Origin of the sequence: Streptomyces sp. Ag109_O5-1 (genome assembly GCF_003814875.1) — a bacterium.
In the GTDB taxonomy this organism is placed as follows: domain Bacteria; phylum Actinomycetota; class Actinomycetes; order Streptomycetales; family Streptomycetaceae; genus Streptomyces; species Streptomyces sasae.
On the sequence record NZ_RKQF01000001.1, the window covers coordinates 1,163,119 to 1,182,333 of the forward strand.

The 19,215-nt window shown below is 70.9% G+C and carries 12 protein-coding genes and 2 pseudogenes; 8 read left to right on the forward strand and 6 right to left on the reverse strand.

From position 1 onward, the window contains the following. Positions 1-44 precede the first annotated feature (44 nt). Genes EDD90_RS05325 through EDD90_RS05335 form a run of 3 tightly spaced genes read left to right on the forward strand, consistent with a single transcriptional unit; the run spans position 45 to position 3,161 of the window. Positions 45-1,448, forward strand: coding sequence for a glutamine synthetase family protein (locus tag EDD90_RS05325; protein WP_123971991.1), 1,404 nt, complete (start codon positions 45-47; stop codon positions 1,446-1,448). After that, positions 1,448-2,593, forward strand: coding sequence for an amidohydrolase family protein (locus EDD90_RS05330; RefSeq protein ID WP_185148943.1), 1,146 nt, complete (start codon positions 1,448-1,450; stop codon positions 2,591-2,593). The genes EDD90_RS05325 and EDD90_RS05330 overlap by 1 nt, the downstream gene beginning before the upstream one ends. Positions 2,594-2,633: 40 nt before the next feature. Then, positions 2,634-3,161: an NUDIX hydrolase family protein gene (locus EDD90_RS05335; protein ID WP_185149578.1), complete on the forward strand. Its 528-nt coding sequence runs from the start codon at positions 2,634-2,636 to the stop codon at positions 3,159-3,161. Positions 3,162-3,189: 28 nt separating this feature from the next. Here EDD90_RS05335 and EDD90_RS05340 read toward each other — a convergent pair whose 3' ends face one another. Further along, positions 3,190-3,702 (reverse strand): PadR family transcriptional regulator, encoded by a 513-nt coding sequence (locus EDD90_RS05340; RefSeq protein WP_123971993.1) that lies wholly within the window; start codon positions 3,700-3,702, stop codon positions 3,190-3,192. A gap of 77 nt (positions 3,703-3,779) precedes the next feature. Between EDD90_RS05340 and EDD90_RS05345 the strand changes: the two genes are divergently transcribed. After that, positions 3,780-4,370, forward strand: coding sequence for a hypothetical protein (locus EDD90_RS05345; protein WP_311737198.1), 591 nt, complete (start codon positions 3,780-3,782; stop codon positions 4,368-4,370). Positions 4,371-4,388: 18 nt separating this feature from the next. Here EDD90_RS05345 and EDD90_RS05350 read toward each other — a convergent pair whose 3' ends face one another. The 4 genes from EDD90_RS05350 to EDD90_RS05365 all read right to left on the reverse strand — a co-directional run bounded on the left by EDD90_RS05350 (position 4,389) and on the right by EDD90_RS05365 (position 10,146). Next, entirely contained in the window at positions 4,389-6,545 is a 2,157-nt protein-coding gene (locus EDD90_RS05350) for a SpoIIE family protein phosphatase (RefSeq protein WP_123971994.1), read from the reverse strand. Positions 6,546-6,661: 116 nt separating this feature from the next. Next, entirely contained in the window at positions 6,662-7,681 is a 1,020-nt protein-coding gene (locus tag EDD90_RS05355) for a dihydrodipicolinate synthase family protein (RefSeq protein ID WP_123971995.1), read from the reverse strand. A 15-nt stretch (positions 7,682-7,696) separates the two neighbouring features. Continuing rightward, on the reverse strand, positions 7,697-9,163 hold the full coding sequence (locus EDD90_RS05360; protein WP_185148945.1) for an NAD-dependent succinate-semialdehyde dehydrogenase: 1,467 nt from the start codon (positions 9,161-9,163) through the stop codon (positions 7,697-7,699). 8 nt (positions 9,164-9,171) lie between these two features. Further along, a complete protein-coding gene (locus tag EDD90_RS05365; RefSeq protein WP_123971997.1) occupies positions 9,172-10,146 on the reverse strand; it encodes an ornithine cyclodeaminase family protein in 975 nt (324 codons plus the stop codon). Between the two features lie 148 nt (positions 10,147-10,294). Between EDD90_RS05365 and EDD90_RS05370 the strand changes: the two are divergent. After that, positions 10,295-10,882 (forward strand): annotated as a pseudogene (locus tag EDD90_RS05370) (GntR family transcriptional regulator); the annotation flags it as partial. 44 nt (positions 10,883-10,926) lie between these two features. On the opposite strand, the gene EDD90_RS56795 reads toward EDD90_RS05370, so the two are convergent. Further along, complete coding sequence (locus EDD90_RS56795; RefSeq protein WP_123971999.1) at positions 10,927-11,976, reverse strand: TIGR01777 family oxidoreductase; 1,050 nt, start codon at positions 11,974-11,976, stop codon at positions 10,927-10,929. A gap of 1,399 nt (positions 11,977-13,375) precedes the next feature. On the opposite strand from EDD90_RS56795, the gene EDD90_RS05380 reads away from it, so the two are divergent. The 3 genes and pseudogenes from EDD90_RS05380 to EDD90_RS05390 form a co-directional block, all read left to right on the forward strand. After that, complete coding sequence (locus tag EDD90_RS05380; protein WP_260327649.1) at positions 13,376-14,962, forward strand: arabinofuranosidase catalytic domain-containing protein; 1,587 nt, start codon at positions 13,376-13,378, stop codon at positions 14,960-14,962. Positions 14,963-15,059: 97 nt separating this feature from the next. Then, positions 15,060-17,516 (forward strand): RICIN domain-containing protein, encoded by a 2,457-nt coding sequence (locus EDD90_RS05385; RefSeq protein ID WP_260327650.1) that lies wholly within the window; start codon positions 15,060-15,062, stop codon positions 17,514-17,516. A gap of 73 nt (positions 17,517-17,589) precedes the next feature. Beyond that, positions 17,590-19,065, forward strand: a pseudogene (locus EDD90_RS05390) (endo-1,4-beta-xylanase); the annotation flags it as partial. Between the last annotated feature and the right edge of the window lie 150 nt (positions 19,066-19,215).

Here is a 19,215-nt window from a genome sequence, read left to right on the forward strand (position 1 = left end):
GACGCGCGCATCCGAGCCCGTCGAGCCGCCGAGGAGGACGTCGTATGCCACCCCCTGTCGACCCCGTGCCCGGCGGGCGCCCCGGTGATCTCGCCCGGGCCCATGCCCTCGCCCATGAGCTGTCCGCACAGGGCGTGCGCGGGATCGTGCTGGCCTATGTGGACACCGCCGGGATCTGCAGGGTGAAGGCGGTCCCCTGGCAGCGGCTCCAGCCCGCGGTGGCCTGGGGCGTCGGCATGTCCCCGGTGTTCGACACCTTCCTGGCGAACGACGCGATCGTACGCACCGACGCCCTCGGCTCGCCCGACGGCGACCTGCGTCTCTACCCCGACCTGGACCGGCTGGTGGTGCTGGCCGGGCAGCCCGGCTGGGCCTGGGCCCCCGTCGACCGGATCACCCAGGAAGGCGACCGGCACCCGGGGTGCAGCCGTACCTTCCTGCGCCGGATCGTCGCCGGCGCCGAGGACCGGCACGGTCTCACCTTCAAGGCGGGTATCGAGGTCGAGTGGGCGGTCGGCCGGGCCGCCGCGCCGGCCGACGAGTTCGCCCCGGCGGCCTCCGGCCCGGCCTACGGCGCCACCCGGCAGGTCGAGCTGAGCGACTACGCCGCCGACCTGCTCGCGGCCTTCGAGAAGCAGGAGGTGCCGGTCGCCCAGCTCCACCCCGAGTACGCCCCGGGCCAGTTCGAGGTGTCCACCGACGCCCTGGACCCGGTGGCGGCGGCCGACCAGAGCGTGCTGGTACGGCAGACCATCCGCGCGGTCTCGCACCGGCACGGTCTGCGGGCCTCCTTCGCCCCGGCCGTCGCCGAGCGGGGCGTCGGCAACGGCGGCCACATCCATCTCTCCGCCTGGCGCGACGGGGTCAATCTGCACGCCGGGGGCGACGGCCGGTACGGCATGACGGGCGAGGCGGAATCGTTCGTGGCCGGGCTGCTGACGCATCTGCCCGCGCTGACGGCAGTGACCGCGCCGAGCCCGGCCAGCTATCTGAGACTCAAACCCTCTCAGTGGGCAGGGGTGTTCACGGCCTGGGGCCGGGAGACCCGGGAGACCGGCATCCGGATCGTCACCGGCACGGCCGGCCACCAGCGCCAGGACGCCAACCTGGAGATCAAGCCGGTCGACCTGGCCGCCAACCCGTATCTGGCCCTCGGCTGCGCCATCGCCGCCGGACTGGACGGGCTCACCTCGGCCGCCCCGCTGCCCGAGGAGGTCGCAGACGACCCGGCCCGGCTGATCCCCGACGAAGCGGTGGCCCGCGGTGTACGGCGGCTGCCGGCCTCGCTGCCGCAGGCCGTGGAGGCCTTCCGCAAGGACGAGGTGCTGCGCACTGCACTGGGCCCGATCCTCGCGGACGCGGTGATCGCCGTGCGGGAGGGCGAGACGGCGGCCGTCGCCGGGCTCGACGACGCCGGGGTGGCGGCGGCCTACCGCTGGAAGTACTGATGGCGGGGACCGTCAGGGAGGCCCTCGACGCGCTGCCGCTCGTGGACCACCACTGCCACGGGGCGGTCACCGCCGACCTCACCGGGCCGGAGTTCGAGTCGCTGCTGACCGAGGGGGAGGCCTGGCCGGGCGTGTCGCCGTTCGACAGCCCGGTCGGCATCGCCGTACGACGGCACTGCGCGCCCCTGCTGGACCTGCCCCGGCACGCCCCTGCCGCCGAGTACCTGGCGCGCCGGGCGGAACTGGGCTGGCAGGAGGTCAACCGCCGGTTCCTGACGGCCGCGCACGCGGAGAGTTTCTGTGTGGACACCGGCTACGCCCCGCACCCGGTCACCTCCCCCGCCGAGCTCGCGGACGCCGCGGGTGGCGTCGCGTACGAGGTCGTACGCCTCGAGAGCATCGCCGAGGCGGTGGCCGCGCGGGGCGTCGAGGCGGGCGAGTACGCGGGCGCCTTCCGGGCCGCGGCCGAGGAGGCCGTACGACGCCCCGGGGTGGTCGCGGTCAAGTCGGTCGCCGCCTATCGCACCGGTTTCGCCCTGGACCCGGCGCGGCCGACGTACGCCGAGGTGACCCGGGCGGCCGCGCTGTGGCTGGCGGCCGGCGGCGGCAGGCTCACCGACCCCGTGCTGATACGCCATCTGCTGTGGACCGCCGTCACCCTCGGGCTGCCGCTCCAACTCCACGCCGGTTTCGGGGACTCGGACCTGCGGATCCACCACGCGGACCCGGCCCTGCTCACCGACTGGCTGCGGATGACCGCCGGCACCGTCCCGGTGCTGCTGCTGCACTGCTGGCCGTACCAGCGCCAGGCCGCCTATCTGGCAACGGTTTTCGAGCACGTCCACCTCGACGTGGGGCTCGCCCTGCACTTCGTGGGCCCGGCCCGGGCGGGGGCGGTGCTGGCGGAGGCGATGGAGATCACTCCGTTTCGCAAACTGCTGTACAGCTCGGACGCCTATGGTGTTGCTGAGTTCCACCATCTCGGCGCGCTGGCCTTCCGGCAGGGTCTGGCCAGGTTGCTCCAGGACCGGGTGGACGCCGACGAACTGAGCCCGACCGACGCGGTGCGGATCGCCGCCTGGACAGGACGCGACAACGCCCGTCGCCTCTACGGACTTCCCGCATCCGACCCCGGCCGCGACTGAGCGCGCCCCGCCCGGAAAGTATGATCAAGCAATGTCTGACATGACCGATACCACGCCCGGTTGGCTGTCCTCCGACGAGCTGGAGATGGCTCGCGCCCGCATGCCGATCCTGTACGTGGAGGCCGTGCCCGTGCGTGTCGACGACAGCGGCGAAGTCACCAGCATCGGGCTGCTGCTCCGCATCGGCCCGGACGGAACGGTCAGCCGGACCCTCGTCTCCGGCCGTGTCCTGCACCACGAGCGGGTCCGCGACGCGCTGCTGCGCCATCTGGAGAAGGACCTCGGCCCGGTCGCGCTGCCCCGGGTGCCGGCCTCCCTGCAGCCGTTCACGGTGGCGGAGTACTTCCCGACGCTGGGCGTCACCCCGTACCACGACCCGCGTCAGCACGCGGTGTCGCTGGCCTACATCGTGCCGGTGACCGGTGACTGCCGGCCCCGGCAGGACGCGCTGGACCTGGTGTGGTTCAGCCCGCAGGAGGCCATGCTGGAGGCCGTGCAGAGTGAGATGCCCGGCGGCCACGGGGTACTGCTGAAGCAGGCCCTGGCCCATGTGGGGTTCGTGAACTGACGCACGGCCGGCGGGCCGCCGACGGTTCTCACCCGAGCTGTTCGGCGGCCCAGCGGGCCCACTCCCACTCCATCTCGGCCCGGCGCAGGCCGTATTCGAGGGCGATCAGGCCGTTGGAGGTGAACGGCCCCTCCTCGTCCTCCAGCGCGGTTCTCAGCTCCATGAGCCGCTCGTGGTAGGCCGTGGCCCGCTGCTCCCGCTCGGCCAGGACCGCGCGGGCCTGCTCGTCCGTCGCCAGGTCGAAGAAAAACACCTTGAGCAGCAGTTCGCTGCGCTGCGGCTGCTGCTGTGTCGGCGCGACCAGCCACGCCCGCAGCTCCTTGAGCCCCTCCTCGGTGACCGTGTACTCCTTGCGCCGGCGCGGCCCCTCGGCCGAGACGTCGACCAGCCCGGCCTCCGCGAGCCGGTTCAGTTCCCCGTAGAGCTGGCTCTGGGTGGCCGGCCAGACGTGGGCGAGCGAGGTGTCGAACAGCTTCAGCAGGTCGTAGCCGCTGGCGGGCCGGTCGGCCAGGAGTCCGAGAAGTGCGTGGCGAAGGCTCATGCCTCCACAGTAAATCCAACATTGACAGGTTCGGTAAGACATCTTAGCTTCGACATGTCAGTGATGGAATATCCACCTTGCGGGTCACGGTCCTCGGCACCCTTCGGAGGGGTCTGTCCATGCACTACCTGCGCGGCTTCGCCCCCTGGATCGTCTACGCCTGCCTCTCCCCGCTCGGCTGGCAGTGGAGCGCCCTCGCCGGGCTCCTCACCGGCCTGGCGCTGATCGCGGTCAACCTGCGGGCGGGGACGGCCAGGGACGCGCTGATCCTGGAGATGAGCACGGCCGCGTTCTTCGCCGTCCTGACGGCGGTCGCCTTCGTGGCACCGGACTCCTCGGTCTCGCACTACGGCGGGGCGCTGTCCTTCGCCTGGCTGGCGGTGACCGCCTGGGCCACCCTGCCGCTCGGGCGGCCGTTCACGCTGGGCATCGCGCGTCGCTCGACGCCCGAAGAGCTCTGGGACAACCCGGTGTTCCTGCGCGTCAACGTGGTCATCACGGCGGCCTGGGCCGCCGCCTTCACCGTCACCGCGATCGCGCTCACGGCCTGCGGGGCGGCCGGGGCCGGCACCGGGCTCAAGGTGGCCTTCCAAGTGCTCGGCTTCGTCGTCCCCGCGGTGTTCACCGCCCGCTACCCGAAGATCGTACGGGCGCGGTACGCGCGCTGACGGTGGGCAGGCCGCTCCTCAGGAAGCGGTGCCGACCCGTTCCGCGATGCCGTTGGGGATGTCCTGCTCCGTCCAGATGCACTTCGCGTCGCGCAGGTAGCGGGCTCCCCAGCGCCGGGACAGGGCGGCGACCAGCTGGAGGCCGCGGCCGCCCTCGTCGGTGTAGGTGGCGTGGCGGATGCGCGGGGTGCTGAGGCTGCCGTCGTAGACCTCGCAGGTGAGGATGCGGCTGCGCAGCAGCCGGAGCCGCATGGGGCCCTTGCCGTGCCGGATGACGTTGCCGACCAGCTCGCTCACCAGGAGTTCGGTGGTCATCGACAGATCGTCCAGGCCCCAGTGGGAGAGCTGGTCGCGGACGATCTCACGGGCCTGGCCCGCGGCCCTCGGGTCGTCCGCCAGGCCGAAGGAGGCGACGTCGTCGGCGGGCATGGCCCGGGTGTGGGCGATGAGCAGGGCCGCGTCGTCGGTGGTCTGCCCCCGGTCGGGCAGCAGGGCCGTGACGACCGTGTCGCACAGCTCCTCGATGCCCCGGACGTCCTCCTCCTGGTCGGCGCCGGAGAAACGGGCCGGTCCGACGGCGGCCTCGGACAGGACGCGCAGCAACTGGGACAGTCCCTGCTCGGCGTCCTGGACGGCGGACTCGATGAGCCCGTCGGTGCACAGGACGACCAGACTCCCGTCGGGAACCGGCAGCTCGTGCACGGCGAACGGCGGGGTGGCGGCGCCGAGCGGCGGATCGGGGCTCAGGACGGGGCTGTGCACGGTGCCGTCGGGGTACACGAACACCGGGGGCGGATGGCCGGCGAGGGAGTAGCTGCAGGAGCGGCCGACCGGGTCGTAGACGGCGTACAGGCAGGTGGCGTAGAAGTCCTCGCCCAGCTCGCTGACCAGGTCGTTGAGATGGCCGAGCAGTTCGTCAGGGGCCATGTCGAGGTCGGCGAGGGTGCGTACGGCGGTGCGCAGCCGGCCCATGGTGGCCGCCTCGGCGATCCCGTGGCCCATCACGTCGCCGATCACCATGGCGATCCGGTCGGCGGAGAGCGGGATCACGTCGAACCAGTCGCCGCCCACCTGCTCGCCCCGGCCCGCCGGCAGATAGCGTGCGGCCGCGACGGCGGCGGGCAGCCGCGGCAGTGTCTGCGGCAGCAGGGCGCTCTGCAGTTCCTGGGCAAGGGCATGCTCCAGGTCGTAGAGGCGGGCCCGCTCCAGCGCCTGGCCGACCAGGGCGCTGAGTGCGGTCAGGAGGGTGCGGTCCTCCTCGCTGAAGACGCGCGGCTTGTTGTAGGACAGGATCGACACCCCGACGGCCCGCCCGGAGGCGACCAGCGGCAGGAAGGCCCACGCCATCTTGGGCGAGGTCCCCATCATGATCTTGTCGGTGACGGCGGGATAGCGCTCGTAGATCTGGGCGGGCGACTCCAGGAACTGCGGCCTGCGGGTCCGCAGCACGTCGGTGACGGGCATACCGGCGATGGCGTTGAGCGAGCCCTCGAACCGCTTCAGGTAGTCCAGCGGGTAGCCGACCTCGCCGACCCTGGTCAGCCGGCCGTCCTCGTAGATGGAGACGATCAGTCCATCGGCGCCGAAGGGCGACAGGACGTGCTCGGCGACGGCGCGTACGACGTCCTGGACGGTCACGGCCTCGGCGAGCGCCGCGGTCAGCTCCACGGCGCGGACCGTCCGCTCGTGACCGGGTCCCGGCTCCCGGCGCGGCGGCCGCCCGGCGGAGCGCTCCAGGCGCTCGGCGGTCCAGGACGCCACCGCGTGCAGAAACGACAGCTGTACGTCGTCGGGACCGCCGGGACCGGCCAGCAGTACCGAGAGCGCGCCGACCGGTCCTGCGGTACCGACGAGCGGCACCGCCACCGTGCCGGTCGCGCCCGTCCCCAGGCAGTCGCCGTCCACCCGGACGAGGACACCGCGCCGCAGGGCACGGGCGGGCGGCGCGTCCTGCTCCTCGCGAAGCTCCGCCCAGGCCCGCGCGGCCCCGGCGGCGATGCCGTCCACCGCGTCCAGGGTCAGCCGGGCCGTGCCGGGGTCCCACAGGTGCACCAGACCACCCAGTCCCCCGGCACTCGCCACCGCCTGCCGAAGGGCGAACGCCAGCGTCGTCGCCCGCGCCCCCACGGCCGGGGACGACTCGGATTCGGCCCCTTGCAGGCGGTTCGGGCACATAACGACAGGTTAACGACAGCGCGCTGGAGGGGCGCGAGAAACTGCGCGACCAGCCACGACGGACCCGCAGTCGGCGGACGGACCCCGCAGCCGGCAGCGGCTCTCCACGCGCAGCGCTACGCGGGGTTGCGGCCCACGAAGAACTCGCGGAACGGGTCCATGCTCGGTTCCAGTCCGGCGTCGACGAGGCCCTTGCGCAGGGCGGTCATCTGGGCGTCGTGGATGCGCTGGGTGGGCTGGCGCAGCGGGCCGCCGTTGTAGCCCTGGAGCCAGCCCTGGAACTTCCAGGCCTGCCGGTTGATGAACGCACCGCCGTGCAGGGCCGGGGCCAGCCCGGACTTGATCTTGCGGGCCGGGTGCAGCTGCCAGTAGAGGTCGGCCGCGTCGTCGTACTTTCCCTCCCGCACCAGCTGGAAGGCGCGCGGGATCATCGGGCCGTAGTACTCGTGGTCGCTGGTGGCCGAGAACTGGAGCGGCATGATCTGGGAGAGCGGGATCAGCTCGCCCTCGATCGGCATGGAGATGACCACCTCGTCGCCGAAGTGCCGGTGGCACTCGATGACGCTCTGGATGCTCGGGAAGCCGCCCTCGGCCTTGATCGCGGCGATGTTGGGGCAGTCGTCGATGAGCCGCCGGAGCAGCCGGAGGGGGATGTCGGAGGGGTGGATGCGGGGGCTGAAGCCCCACAGGTACATGGGGAAGAGCATGACGGCCAGGTCCGTCGCGTCGCAGACGGCCTTGGTGTAGTCGTAGACGTCCTGCTCGGACTCCGGGTAGAAGTTCGGCGGGTACGACAGCAGCACCAGCTCGGCGCCGGCTTCCTCCGCGCCCTTGACCGCCTCGATGTTCTGCTCCAGCGTGCCCCAGCCGGCGTGGTGGGTGAGGAGGAAACTCCCACCGGCCTCGTCCTTGATGATGCGGAGGAAGTCCAGGTACTCGGGGAGCTGGATGGCGACCTCCGAGACACCGAGGGTGCCCATGAAGCCGTGCTCGATCGCGAGCCGGGTGTCGTGCCGGATCGCCTTCTCGTTGATGTGCCTGAGGTCGCCCGTGAAGGACGGGATGGTGCAGTTGACGACGCCGACGAGGTTCTCACGCGCCCATTCGCGGGCTTCGGCGCGGGTGTAACGGGCCATGTCCGTGCGGTCCTTTCAGAGCTTCGGGGTGCCGGCGCCTTCCCAGGCGAGGTACTTGAGTTCCAGGAATTCCTCGATGCCGTAGACCGAGCCCTCGCGGCCGGTCCCGGACTGCTTGACGCCTCCGAAGGGCGCGATCTCGTTCGAGATGAGTCCGGTGTTGACGCCGACCATGCCCGCCTCCAGGGCGGCGCCGACCCGCCAGACGCGTTCGGCGTCCCGGGCGAACAGGTAGGCGGCGAGGCCGAATTCGGTGTCGTTGGCGGCGCGGACCGCGTCCTGTTCGCCGGTGAAGCGGATCAGCGGGGTGACGGGGCCGAAGGTCTCCTCGCGGGTCACGGCCATGGCGGCGGTGACGCCGGTGAGGACGGTCGGTTCGTAGAACAGCCCGCCGCGCGCGTGCCGCCGCCCGCCCTGCAGCACCTCGGCGCCCTGTCCGACCGCGTCGGCCACATGGGCCTCCACCTTGGCCACGGCGTCCTCGTCGATCAGCGGCCCCTGCTGCACGCCGTCCTCGAACCCGTCCCCGACGGCGAGCCCGGCGACCTTCTCGGCGAGCTTCGCGGCGAACTCGTCGTACACACCGTCCTGGACGTAGACCCGGTTGGCGCTGATGCAGGCCTGCCCGGTGTTGCGGTACTTGGCCGCGAGCACGCCGGCCACCGCGAGGTCGAGGTCGGCGTCGTCGAAGACCAGGACGGGTGCGTTGCCGCCCAGTTCCATGGAGGTCCGCTTCACGGTCGCCGCCGACTGGGCGAGCAGCAGCCGGCCGACCTCGGTGGAGCCGGTGAACGTGATCTTCCGGACCAGGGGGTTGGCGGTCAGCTCGGGGCCGATCTCGCGGGGGTCGCCGGTGAGCACGTTGAAGACACCGGCGGGAACCCCTGCGCGCTCGGCCAGTTCGGCGAGGGCGAGGGCGGTCAGCGGGGTCTGCTCGGCGGGCTTGAGGACCATGGTGCAGCCGGCGGCGAGGGCGGGGCCCGCCTTGCGGGTGATCATCGCGGCTGGGAAGTTCCAGGGCGTGATCGCGGCGCAGACGCCGACCGGCTCCTTGAGGACGACGATCCGCCGCGAGGCCTCGGGCGCCGCCATCACGTCCCCGCGCACCCGCTTGGCCTCCTCGGCGAACCACTCCAGGAAGGAGGCCGCGTAGGCGACTTCACCGAGCGCCTCCGCGAACGGCTTGCCCTCCTCCAGGACGATCAGCCGGGCCAGGTCCTCGGCGTGCGCGGTGACCAGGTCGTACCAGCGGCGCAGGATCCGTGACCGCTCCTTGGCGGACAGGGCCCGCCAGGAGGGCAGGGCGCGGTGCGCCGCGTCGATGGCGGCCGCGGTCTGCGCGCGGTCCAGGAAAGGAACCCGGGCCAGTACCTCGCCCGTGGCCGGGTCGTGTACGGCGAAGGTGTCCGGGGCCGTCAGCCACTTGCCGTCGACGTAGGCGGCGTTCTTCAGCAGGGACGGATCGTCGAGTTCGCTGCGCACGGAGGTCCTCACTTCGCGACCGGGGTGATGGTGACCGGCAGTTCGGTGCCGAGGGAGAGTCCGGCGGCCCGGCGGACGCACATCGCGGCGACCGCGAGGTCCTGGACGGCCGAGCCGACGGACTTGTAGACGACGATCGCGTCCGGATCCGAACGCCCTGGCGTCCGCCCGGAGATGACGTCAGCGAGCCCGACCAGCTTCCCCGCGAAGTCGGCACCCGCCTCCTTCGCGGCGATCAGATCACCGGTCTCGTGGGCCACTTCGTGGACCTGGTCGGCGACGATCAGGGCCGCCCGCGCCATCACCTCCGTGCCCAGCTCACGCTGCTCGGGCAGCGTGGAGCCGATCGAGACGACGGTGGTGCCCGCCCGCACCTCACGCAGGGTCGGCCGTTCGCCCCGGGAACGGGCCGCGCAGAGCACCAGACCGGCACCTTCGACAGCGGCCTCGGCGCTGTCCGCCTGGTACAACGGCACGCCCAGGTCGGCGAGCCGCTCCGTGAAGCGGGTGCGGCTGGCCGGGTTGGGGCTGAACACGGTGACCGAGGAGAGCTCGCGGACCGCGGCGAGCGCACGGACGTGGTGCTGGGCCTCGAAGCCGGAGCCGATCACACCGGCCTTCAGGGGGCCGGCGGGGGCGAGCGCGTCGGCGGCGAGCGCCGAGGTGGCCGCCGTACGGAAGCCGGTGATCGCGTTGCCGTCGAGGAGCGCGAGCAGTTCGACCGTCTCCTGGTCGAAGAGGGGGATCAGGTACGAGGCGCGCCGGTTCCGCGGGGAGGCGGCGATCAGCTTGGCGCCCATCGGGGCGCCGTCGCCGGGCACCCCGCAGAGCGTGCGCAGCCACAGGCCCTCGCCGCGGGCCATCGTGCGCGGCGGGAAGCGGGCCTCGTCCGGTGGCGCGGAGTAGGCGGCACGCAGGGCGGCGACGGCCTCGGGCCAGCCGAAGGCCGCTCGGACGTCGGCATCGGTGAGAAAGATCGTCACGGGTACTCCGTCGGGGGTGTACGGCAGGCATACGAGACTGCCGAGCATCCAATGTGCTGGACATTGAACATTGGATATTCTGTAGGGACAAGGCCGTGACGCTAAGTTGTCCGGAGTCGATGAGGGAAGAACGAAGGAGCGGGTGGATATGCCCAGCATCCAGCGGCGCGCCGCTGACCTGGTGTTCGAGCACCTGCAGGAGCGCATCGTGTCCGGCGAACTGGCCCCCGGGGACCGGCTCGACCCCACGGAGATCGCCGCGAGCCTGGGCCTGAGCCGGACCCCGGTCCGCGAGGCGATCCTCCAGCTGGACAGCGCCGGTCTGGTACGACGGCTCCCCTACCGGGGTGTGGTGGTGGCCGACGTGGATCTGGGGCTCGCCGAGGAGGTGGCCGCGCTGCGGATCCACCTGGAGACGCTGGCCGCCCGGATCGCCGTACCGAGGCTGCGGGAGGAGGATCTCGCCGCGATGCGTGACGCGCACGAGCGGCTGGATGCGGCCCTTGCGGGCGCCCATGCGCAGCGGGACTTCAACGAGCTCAACCGCCGCTTCCACATGGCCCTTTACCAGCGGGCGGGGTCCTCGGTGCTGCTGCGCGAGATCGAGAGCCTCGCCGGCCAGGCCGAGCGCATCCGGATGCACTTCGATCTGCGGCACAGCCCGGCGGGGCACCACCACGCGGCGATCCTGGAAGCCTGCGAGCGCCGGGATCCGGAGGCCGCGGCGGCCGCCACCCGCGACCACATCCTCACGGCGCACCGGATGGTGATGGGCGACAACTACCGGATCGAGCCGGGCTCCGCGCTCGCGGCGGTCCTTGCGTCGCCGGGGGGCGCCTCGCGGGTGACCTCGGGCGTGGCCTCCAATGCGGCTTCGGGAGTGGCCTCCGATGGGGCTTCGGGGGTGGCGGACTCGGTCGGCTGATCCTTGGACAGGGCGGCGCGCAGAGCCTCGTCGATGCCGGGCTGACGGAAGGTGAAGCCCGCCTTCTGCAGGCCGGCGGGGACGGCGCGGCAGCTGCCGGTGATGCCGTCGGCGAACTCGCCGAGGACGGCCTTCAGCGCGAAGGCGGGGACGGCGGCGAGGGTGGGCCGGTGCAGGATCCGGCCCATCGCGCGGGTGATCTCACGGTTGGTCAGCGGTTCCGGGGCGGTGAAGTTGAGCGGTCCGGCGATGTCGTCGTGGTCGATCGCATAGCGCAGCGCGGCGATGTGGTCGGGCAGCGAGATGAAGGGCCAGTACTGGTCGCCGGAGCCGAGCCGGCCGCCGAGGCCGAACCGGAACAGCGGGAACAGCTTGCCCCAGGCGCCGCCGTCGGCGGAGACCACGAGACCGGTACGCGGATGGACGACCCGGACACCGGCCCGCTCGGCCGGTGCGGCGGCGGACTCCCAGGCGACGCAGACGGAGGCGAGGAAGTCGTCCCCGACCGGGTCGGACTCCGTGACGACACGCTCGCCGGTGTCGCCGTAGTAGCCGGTGGCGGAGGCGGAGACCAGCACGCGGGGCGGCCGGGCGGCCTCGGCGCACGCCTCGGCGACGGTCCGCGTCCCCTGGAGCCGGCTGAGCCGGATCTCCTGCTTGTACGTCTCGCTCCAGCGCCGGTCGCCGACCCCGGCGCCGGCGAGGTGGACCACGGCGTCGACATCGTCCAGGACGGCGGGGTCCAGCCGGCTGCCGGGCTCCCAGGGCGCGGATTCACTGCCGTCGGCCGGCCGGGACGCGGTCCGGCCGCGGGTCAGCCGCAGCACCTGGTGGCCGTCGGCGAGGAGGGAGCGGGTGAGGGCGGAACCGATGAGTCCGGTGGATCCGGTGATCGCGACGCGCATGACGTTCTCCGATGAGCGAATGTTTGAGAGTTCAAACTCTCACTCGTCAGAGTACTCCGGCTCGATGTCCGCGGAACATAAGGAACCGGCCGGACGGCTCCCGGCGGCGTTCCATCGCTCCGCCCACGTCAGGCCTCTTCCGGGAACGCGAAAAAGGGCCCCGCGGGCAACCGCCCGCGAAGACCCTTCGCACCGTCGGGACGACCGGATGTGAACCTGCGACCCCTTGACCCCCAGTTGGGTGGTCCGTGAGCGGCGTGCGACGGGTCGTTCTTCGAGGTCAGCGTTCAGCGTACTCGGCCGAGTAAAGGGGCCTGTGCGCTCGGGCCTCCGTCGAGCAGCCTCACCGCCTTGCGCACCGCCTTCCAGTTGTCGAGGGAGCCACTTCCAACTCTGACAGTCAGTGGAGGGGAACGACCCTTTCGCTCCGAGCCTTCCGTGACCGATCTGCTCCCTCGGGGCCCGGCCTGGCACAGCTCCCCCACACGCCGCCCGCAAGTAACTGATGGATTATCAGATATGCGGGTACACCGAAAAAGTTGTCGGTCCGGCTGCCGACGGCATGGTCGGCGGAGTCGTGACAGCCGTGATCGGGCGGCGGCCGGTTCGCGTCTTCCGAGTCTTCGGCGGCACTTCGCCAAAGCTGTGCGGCGCGAGGGTGACGAGTCCGCCACAGCGAGCCGCAGTGAGCCGCGCGAACGGGGGCGCAGCCGCCGCCGAGGACTCGCCGGGCATGGTGCCGGGCGAGCCCCTCGTGCCCAGCGGCACCCCGCAGTTGGCCTGCGCACCGTGACGGGCCAGGGCGGATGAAGGACGCGGAGCGCTCCAGTGCCGTGAGTCCGCGGGAACGGCACCCGGCTTCCTGAACGGCATACGTTCCAGATCTCACGAAATACCGGAGGAAATTGAGCGAACCGGTTCGACGCAAGCGCTTCGACGGGAGGCCACGACCGGCGATGCGTGGGGTCGACGGTGTGCCGCGCGGCGAGTGCGGGGCCGACGTGACAGCCGAAGTCCGACCGCTTCGGACGGTGTCCTGCGAACCGGCGCTCGGTGGCCCGTCTGTTGGGCTGTATCCCTGCTCACCGGCATGATGGCGGGTCAGCCGAGCGATCCGGACTCCGGAGCCGGACACATCCGCGACTGCCTCATCGCCCGAGCGGCAGTCGGCCACACCGTCGTACCGCTGCCGCCACACCGCAACTTTTCGAGCACGCAGAGAGCTTGCGCACCGCGGGAATCAGCAGTCGAATCGATTCGGCAACAGGGGTTGGCGGCAGAGGGCTTCACACCCGTGACAGCCCCGCGAGACCGGGAGCACCGTCTCCCCCCGAAACCTCTCCGCAATCCCACTGCACCACAACCCGAGCGGGTTGCGACGGCACGGTAGGGAGTTCAGATGGGAAGCACACGTACAAGACGCCACCTGTCGTCCGGGCGTGGTGGCGTCGCGCGGTTACTCGCGACGGTACGACACCGTGGCAGGCCCGGGAACGCGCCGTCTCAGGCGCACGTTCCTTCGCCGGCCCTCTCCCGGTGGAAGTCGTTCGCCCGGGCGGGGGCCGCGGCCGCGCTCGTCGCGGGAGCTCTGGCCGGCGCCACCGCCACGGCCGGCACGGCCCGAGCCGCCACGTCCGGACCCTGCGACATCTATGCGGCAGGCGGGACGCCCTGCGTGGCGGCGCACAGCACCACGCGAGCCCTGTACGCCTCGTACAACGGGCCGCTCTACCAGGTGCGCCGTGCCTCGGACAACACCACCCGCAACATCGGCGTCCTGAGCGCGGGCGGGTACGCCGACGCCGCCGCCCAGGACTCGTTCTGCTCGGGGACGACCTGCCTGATCACGATCATCTACGACCAGTCGGGCCGTGGGAACAACCTCACCCAGGCACCCGGCGGCGGTGCGGCGGGCGGCCCCGACAACCTCGCGAACGCGACCGCCGCGCCCACCACGGTGGGCGGTCACAAGGCCTACGGCGTCTTCGTGGCACCCGGCACGGGCTACCGCAACAACCACACCAACGGCATCGCCACCGGGGACAACCCCGAGGGCATGTACGCGATCCTCGACGGCACGCACTACAACGGCGGCTGCTGCTTCGACTACGGCAACGCCGAGACGGACAGCAACGACGACGGCAACGGCACCATGGAGGCCATCTACTTCGGCAACATCAAGGTCTGGGGCTACGGCAGCGGCAACGGCCCCTGGATCATGGCCGACCTGGAGAACGGCCTCTTCTCCGGGGTCAATCAGCACTACAACGCGGGCGATCCGACCATCAACCACCGCTACACGACCGCCATCATCAAGGGCGGGGCGAACCACTGGGCGATCCGCGGCGGCGACGCGCAGTCCGGTGGCCTGTCCACCTTCTACGACGGTCCGCGTCCCAACGTCTCCGGCTACAACCCGATGCGCAAGCAGGGGGCCATCATCCTGGGCACCGGCGGCGACAACAGCAAGGGCGCCCAAGGCACCTTCTACGAAGGCGTGATGACCTCCGGCTACCCGTCGGACGCCACCGAGAACGCCGTCCAGGCCAACATCACCGCGGCCGGATACAGCAACTCCTCCGGCGGGACGGGCACCGGCGCGCTGCACGCGGTCGGCGCCGGCAAGTGCCTGGACGTGCCCAACTCGTCGACCACGGCCGGCACGCAGCTGCAGATCTGGGACTGCAGCGGCGGGGCCAACCAGACCTGGACCCGTACGTCCTCCAACCAGCTGACCGTGTACAGCGGCAGCAGCCAGATGTGCCTGGACGCGTACGACAACCAGACGTCCGCCGGTACCAAGGTGGTGACCTGGCCGTGCAACGGCGGCGCCAACCAGCAATGGCAGGTGAACGCCGACGGCAAAGTCACCGGCACCCAGTCCGGGCTCTGCCTCGACGTCACCGGCGCCTCCACGGCCAACGGCGCCCTGGCGGAACTCTGGCCGTGCAACGGCGGGTCCAATCAGCAGTGGAGCCTCAACTGACCTGACCTGACCTGACCTGACCTGACCGGCTCCGGCCCGTGGCCGGGCACACCGCCGGCCACGGGCCACCCGGCACCAGACGCGCCACCACCGGAGGATGACCATGCTCAGAGCCGGAGCGCTCCGCGGCCTGTGGGCCGCCCCCACAGCTCTGCTCGCCCTACTCGCCGGCAGCCCGGCCACCGCCGGGGTCGCGTACGCGGTACCGGCAGAGCACCTGGCTGCGGCGGCCGACCTGTACGTGGCGCCGGATGCGGCTCCCGGCGGAAACGGCACCGCCGGGCAGCCGTTCGCCACCATCGATCAGGCAGAGCAGCCCGCGCACCGGCTCTCGGCCGACTCGGACGTCGTCGTCCACCTGGCCGGTGGCACCTACCGGCTGACCAAGCCACTTGCCTTCGGCTCCGACGACGGCGGCCAGAACGGCCACACCATCACCTACCAGGCCATGTCCGGGCAGCAGCCGGTCGTGACCGGCGCCCAGCAGATAACGGGTTGGCAGGTACATGCTCAGGCGAAGAACATCTGGTCGGCCCACGTCGGCACCGGCGTGAACACGCGCCAGCTGTACGTGAACGGCAGGGAAGCATCGCGAGCGGCCATCCAGGTGCCCCGCTCCGCCTTCACCTTCACCCAGACCGGCCTGACCGTCACCGACTCCTCCCTCGACTACCTGGCCGGCCTCTCGGACCAGAACCACATGGAAGTCGAGAGCCTCAACTCCTTCACCGACCGCTACGCACCGGTCCAGTCGATCAGCGGCAGGACCGTCACCATGCAGCAGCCCGCGTGGAACAACAACTCCTGGGGCTACGACACCATCAACGCGCCGTTCGCCGGCGGGACGATGTACCTGGAGAACAACTACGCATTCCTCCAGCAGTCCGGACAGTGGTACCTCGACTCGTCCACCGGCGACCTGTACTACCGGGCCCAGCCGGGGCAGAACCCGAACAGCCTCGACGTCGAACTGCCCCGGTTGCAGAGCCTGCTCGGCATCAGCGGCAGCTACGGCTCACCGGTGGCCGGTCTGGGCTTCAGCGGCATCCGGTTCACGGGAACCTCCTGGCTCGGACCCAGCGGACCCGACGGCTACGCTGACCAGCAGAGCGGCGCGCACATCACCGGCACCTACGCGATGCCCGCCAACTGGCTGAGCACCTGCAAGTCGGGATGCACGCAGTTCGAGGCCACGCGCAATCACTGGGCGCAGATGCCCGCGGCCGTCCAGGTCTCGGCCGCCACCGGCATCACCTTCTCCGGCAACACGTTCTCCGAGCTCGGACAGGCCGGGCTCGGCGTGGGCAACGACGGTGTCGCCAACGCCTCCGGCACCGGACTCGGCGCGAACGGCGTCACCATCACCGGCAACACGTTCACCGACACCGCCGGCAGCGGTATCCAGGTCGGCGGGATCCAGCCGGACGCGCACCACCCCGGCAACCCGCAGATGACCAACCAGAACATCACCATCAGCAACAACAAGGTCAGCGGCGTGGGCACCGACTACAAGGAGACCGCCGCGATCCTGTCCACGTACGTCACCAACGCCACCATCACCCACAACCAGTGCGACCACCTGCCCTACGACGGCATCGACATCGGGTGGGGCTGGGGCGCCAACGACCCGGGCGGCAGCCAGGACTACGTGAACCGGGGCACGTACAACTACCAGCCCGTCTACAGCACCCCGACGACGCTGAAGAACAACACCGTCTCCCACAACCTGATCTTCGGCACCAAGAACGCGATGTTCGACGGCGGCAGCATCTACAACCTGTCGGCGAACCCCGGCTCGGTGATCTCCGACAACTACATGTACGACAACCACCGCACCACCGCGCTGTACCTCGACGAGGGCTCCCGGTATCTGACGGTGTCGAACAACGTGGTGCAGGACGCCGGCAACTGGGCGCTCACCAACGCCAACGCCAACAACCACACCGACGACAGCACGTTCTCCGGCAACTGGTACAACGGCGGCAACACATACGTGGCCACGGGTCCTCCGCACAACAACGTCCTCACCGGCAACGTCCAGGTCAGCGGCACCAATTGGCCGTCGGGCGCGCAGCAGGTCATCCAGCAGGCGGGCGTCCAGTCCTCGGGCGGCGGTGGTGGCTTCCCCACCGGCTACCACCAGCTGGCGATCGGCAGCGGCAGTCTGTGTCTGGACGTGTACGGCAACTCCGGCAGCGCGGGCGCCGCGATCGACCAGTGGACCTGCAACGGGCAGAGCAACCAGCAGTTCCAGTTCGTGCCGGGCGCCGGCGGTTACGGGCAGTTGCAGGCGCAGAACTCCGGGCTGGTCGTGGCGGTGTCGGGCGGTTCCACGACCGCCGGTACGCCCGACATCGTGCAGCAGGCCCCGAGCGGAGCGGCCGGCGCTCTATGGCTGCCGGTGCAGCAGTCCGACGGCTCGTACTCCTTCCAGAACCAGAACAGCGGCCTGTGCCTGGACGTCTACGGCGGCGGCAGCAACCTCGGCCAGCAGCTCGACCAATGGCCCTGCAAGAACACGGCCGGCAGCAACCAGGACTTCACGCCGCGCTGACCCGACTCGATTATCGGCACCGACTCGTGGTCGGTGTCTCAACTCCCCCCACCCACAAGGAGATTGATTCATCATGTCCTGGCTCAACGAAGGGCCCCGTCTGCGCAAGGTCCTGGCCCTGGCCGCCGGACTGACTACCGGCACGGCTCTGGCCCTGGCCGGCCCGGGGAGCCCCGCCGCCCACGCGGCCTCCGGCACGCTGGGCGCGGCGGCGGCCGACAGCGGGCGCTACTTCGGCACGGCCGTGCCCGCCGCCAAGCTCGGCGACTCGACGTACTCCACGATTCTCGACCGGGAATTCAACATGATCACCCCGGAGAACGAGATGAAGTGGGACACCACCGAACCGTCCCGCGGCAACTTCAACTTCGGGCCCGGCGACCAGATCGTCGGCCACGCCGCCGCGCACGGACAGAGGATGCGCGGGCACACCCTCGTCTGGCACTCCCAACTCCCGTCCTGGGTCAGCTCCATCAGGGACGCGAACACCCTGCGCGGTGTGATGGACAACCACATCACCACCGAGATGAACCACTTCAAGGGCAAGATCTACGCCTGGGACGTGGTCAACGAGGCGTTCGCCGACAACGGCAGCGGCCAGCACCGCAGTTCGGTGTTCCAGGACGTGCTGGGCAACGGCTTCATCGAGGAGGCGTTCCGCACCGCGCGGACGGCCGACCCGGCGGCCAAGCTCTGCTACAACGACTACAACATCGAGAACTGGAGCGACGCCAAGACCCAGGGCGTCTACAACATGGTGCGCGACTTCAAGTCCCGGGGCGTGCCCATCGACTGCGTCGGCTTCCAGTCCCACTTCGGCACCGGCGGTCCGCCGTCGAGCTTCCAGACCACGCTGTCGAACTTCGCCGCCCTTGGCGTGGACGTCCAGATCACCGAGCTGGACATCGCCCAGGCGTCACCGACGGCATACGCCAACACCGTCAAGGCGTGCATGAACGTGGCCCGTTGCACCGGCATCACCGTGTGGGGCATCCGGGACAGCGACTCCTGGCGCAGCGGGGAGAACCCGCTGCTGTTCGACAACAACGGCAACAAGAAGCCCGCCTACGACGCGGTCCTGTCCGCGCTGGGCGGCGGCGGTTCGGGGAACCCTGGCGGCGGCATCGTCTCGGGCCAGGTGTACCAGGTGAGCGTGGCCTCCGCGGGGCGGGTGCTGGACGTGCCGAGCGGGCAGACCGGGAACGGCACGCCGGTGCAGGTCTGGGACGCCAACGGGAGCGCCGCGAACCAGCAGTGGCGGGCGAACCAGAACAGCGACGGCTCGTACACGCTGACCACCATCGCCAGTGGGCGGGTGCTGGACGAGCCCGGTGGCCAGACCGGCAACGGCACGCGGATGACGATCTGGGACAACAACGGCGGTGCGAACCAGCACTGGCGGGCCACCCAGAACGGCGACGGTTCGTACACCCTGATCAACGTGGCCTCCGGCCGCGCGCTGGAGGTCCCCGCGGGGCAGAGCGCCAACGGGAGCCCCGTCCAGGTCTGGGACTCCAACGGCGGCGCCAACCAGCACTGGAACTTCAGGTGAGGCGATCGACACCCAGCGCTCGCACCTGATCCCCCGACGAACGCCTGCGCCCGGCACTGCGGTCGCCGCCGGACGCAGGTTTCGGCTGCCCTCAGAGCGGCCCGACCAGGACAAACATGGGATGGATCACCCCCTGAAAGGCCCGGA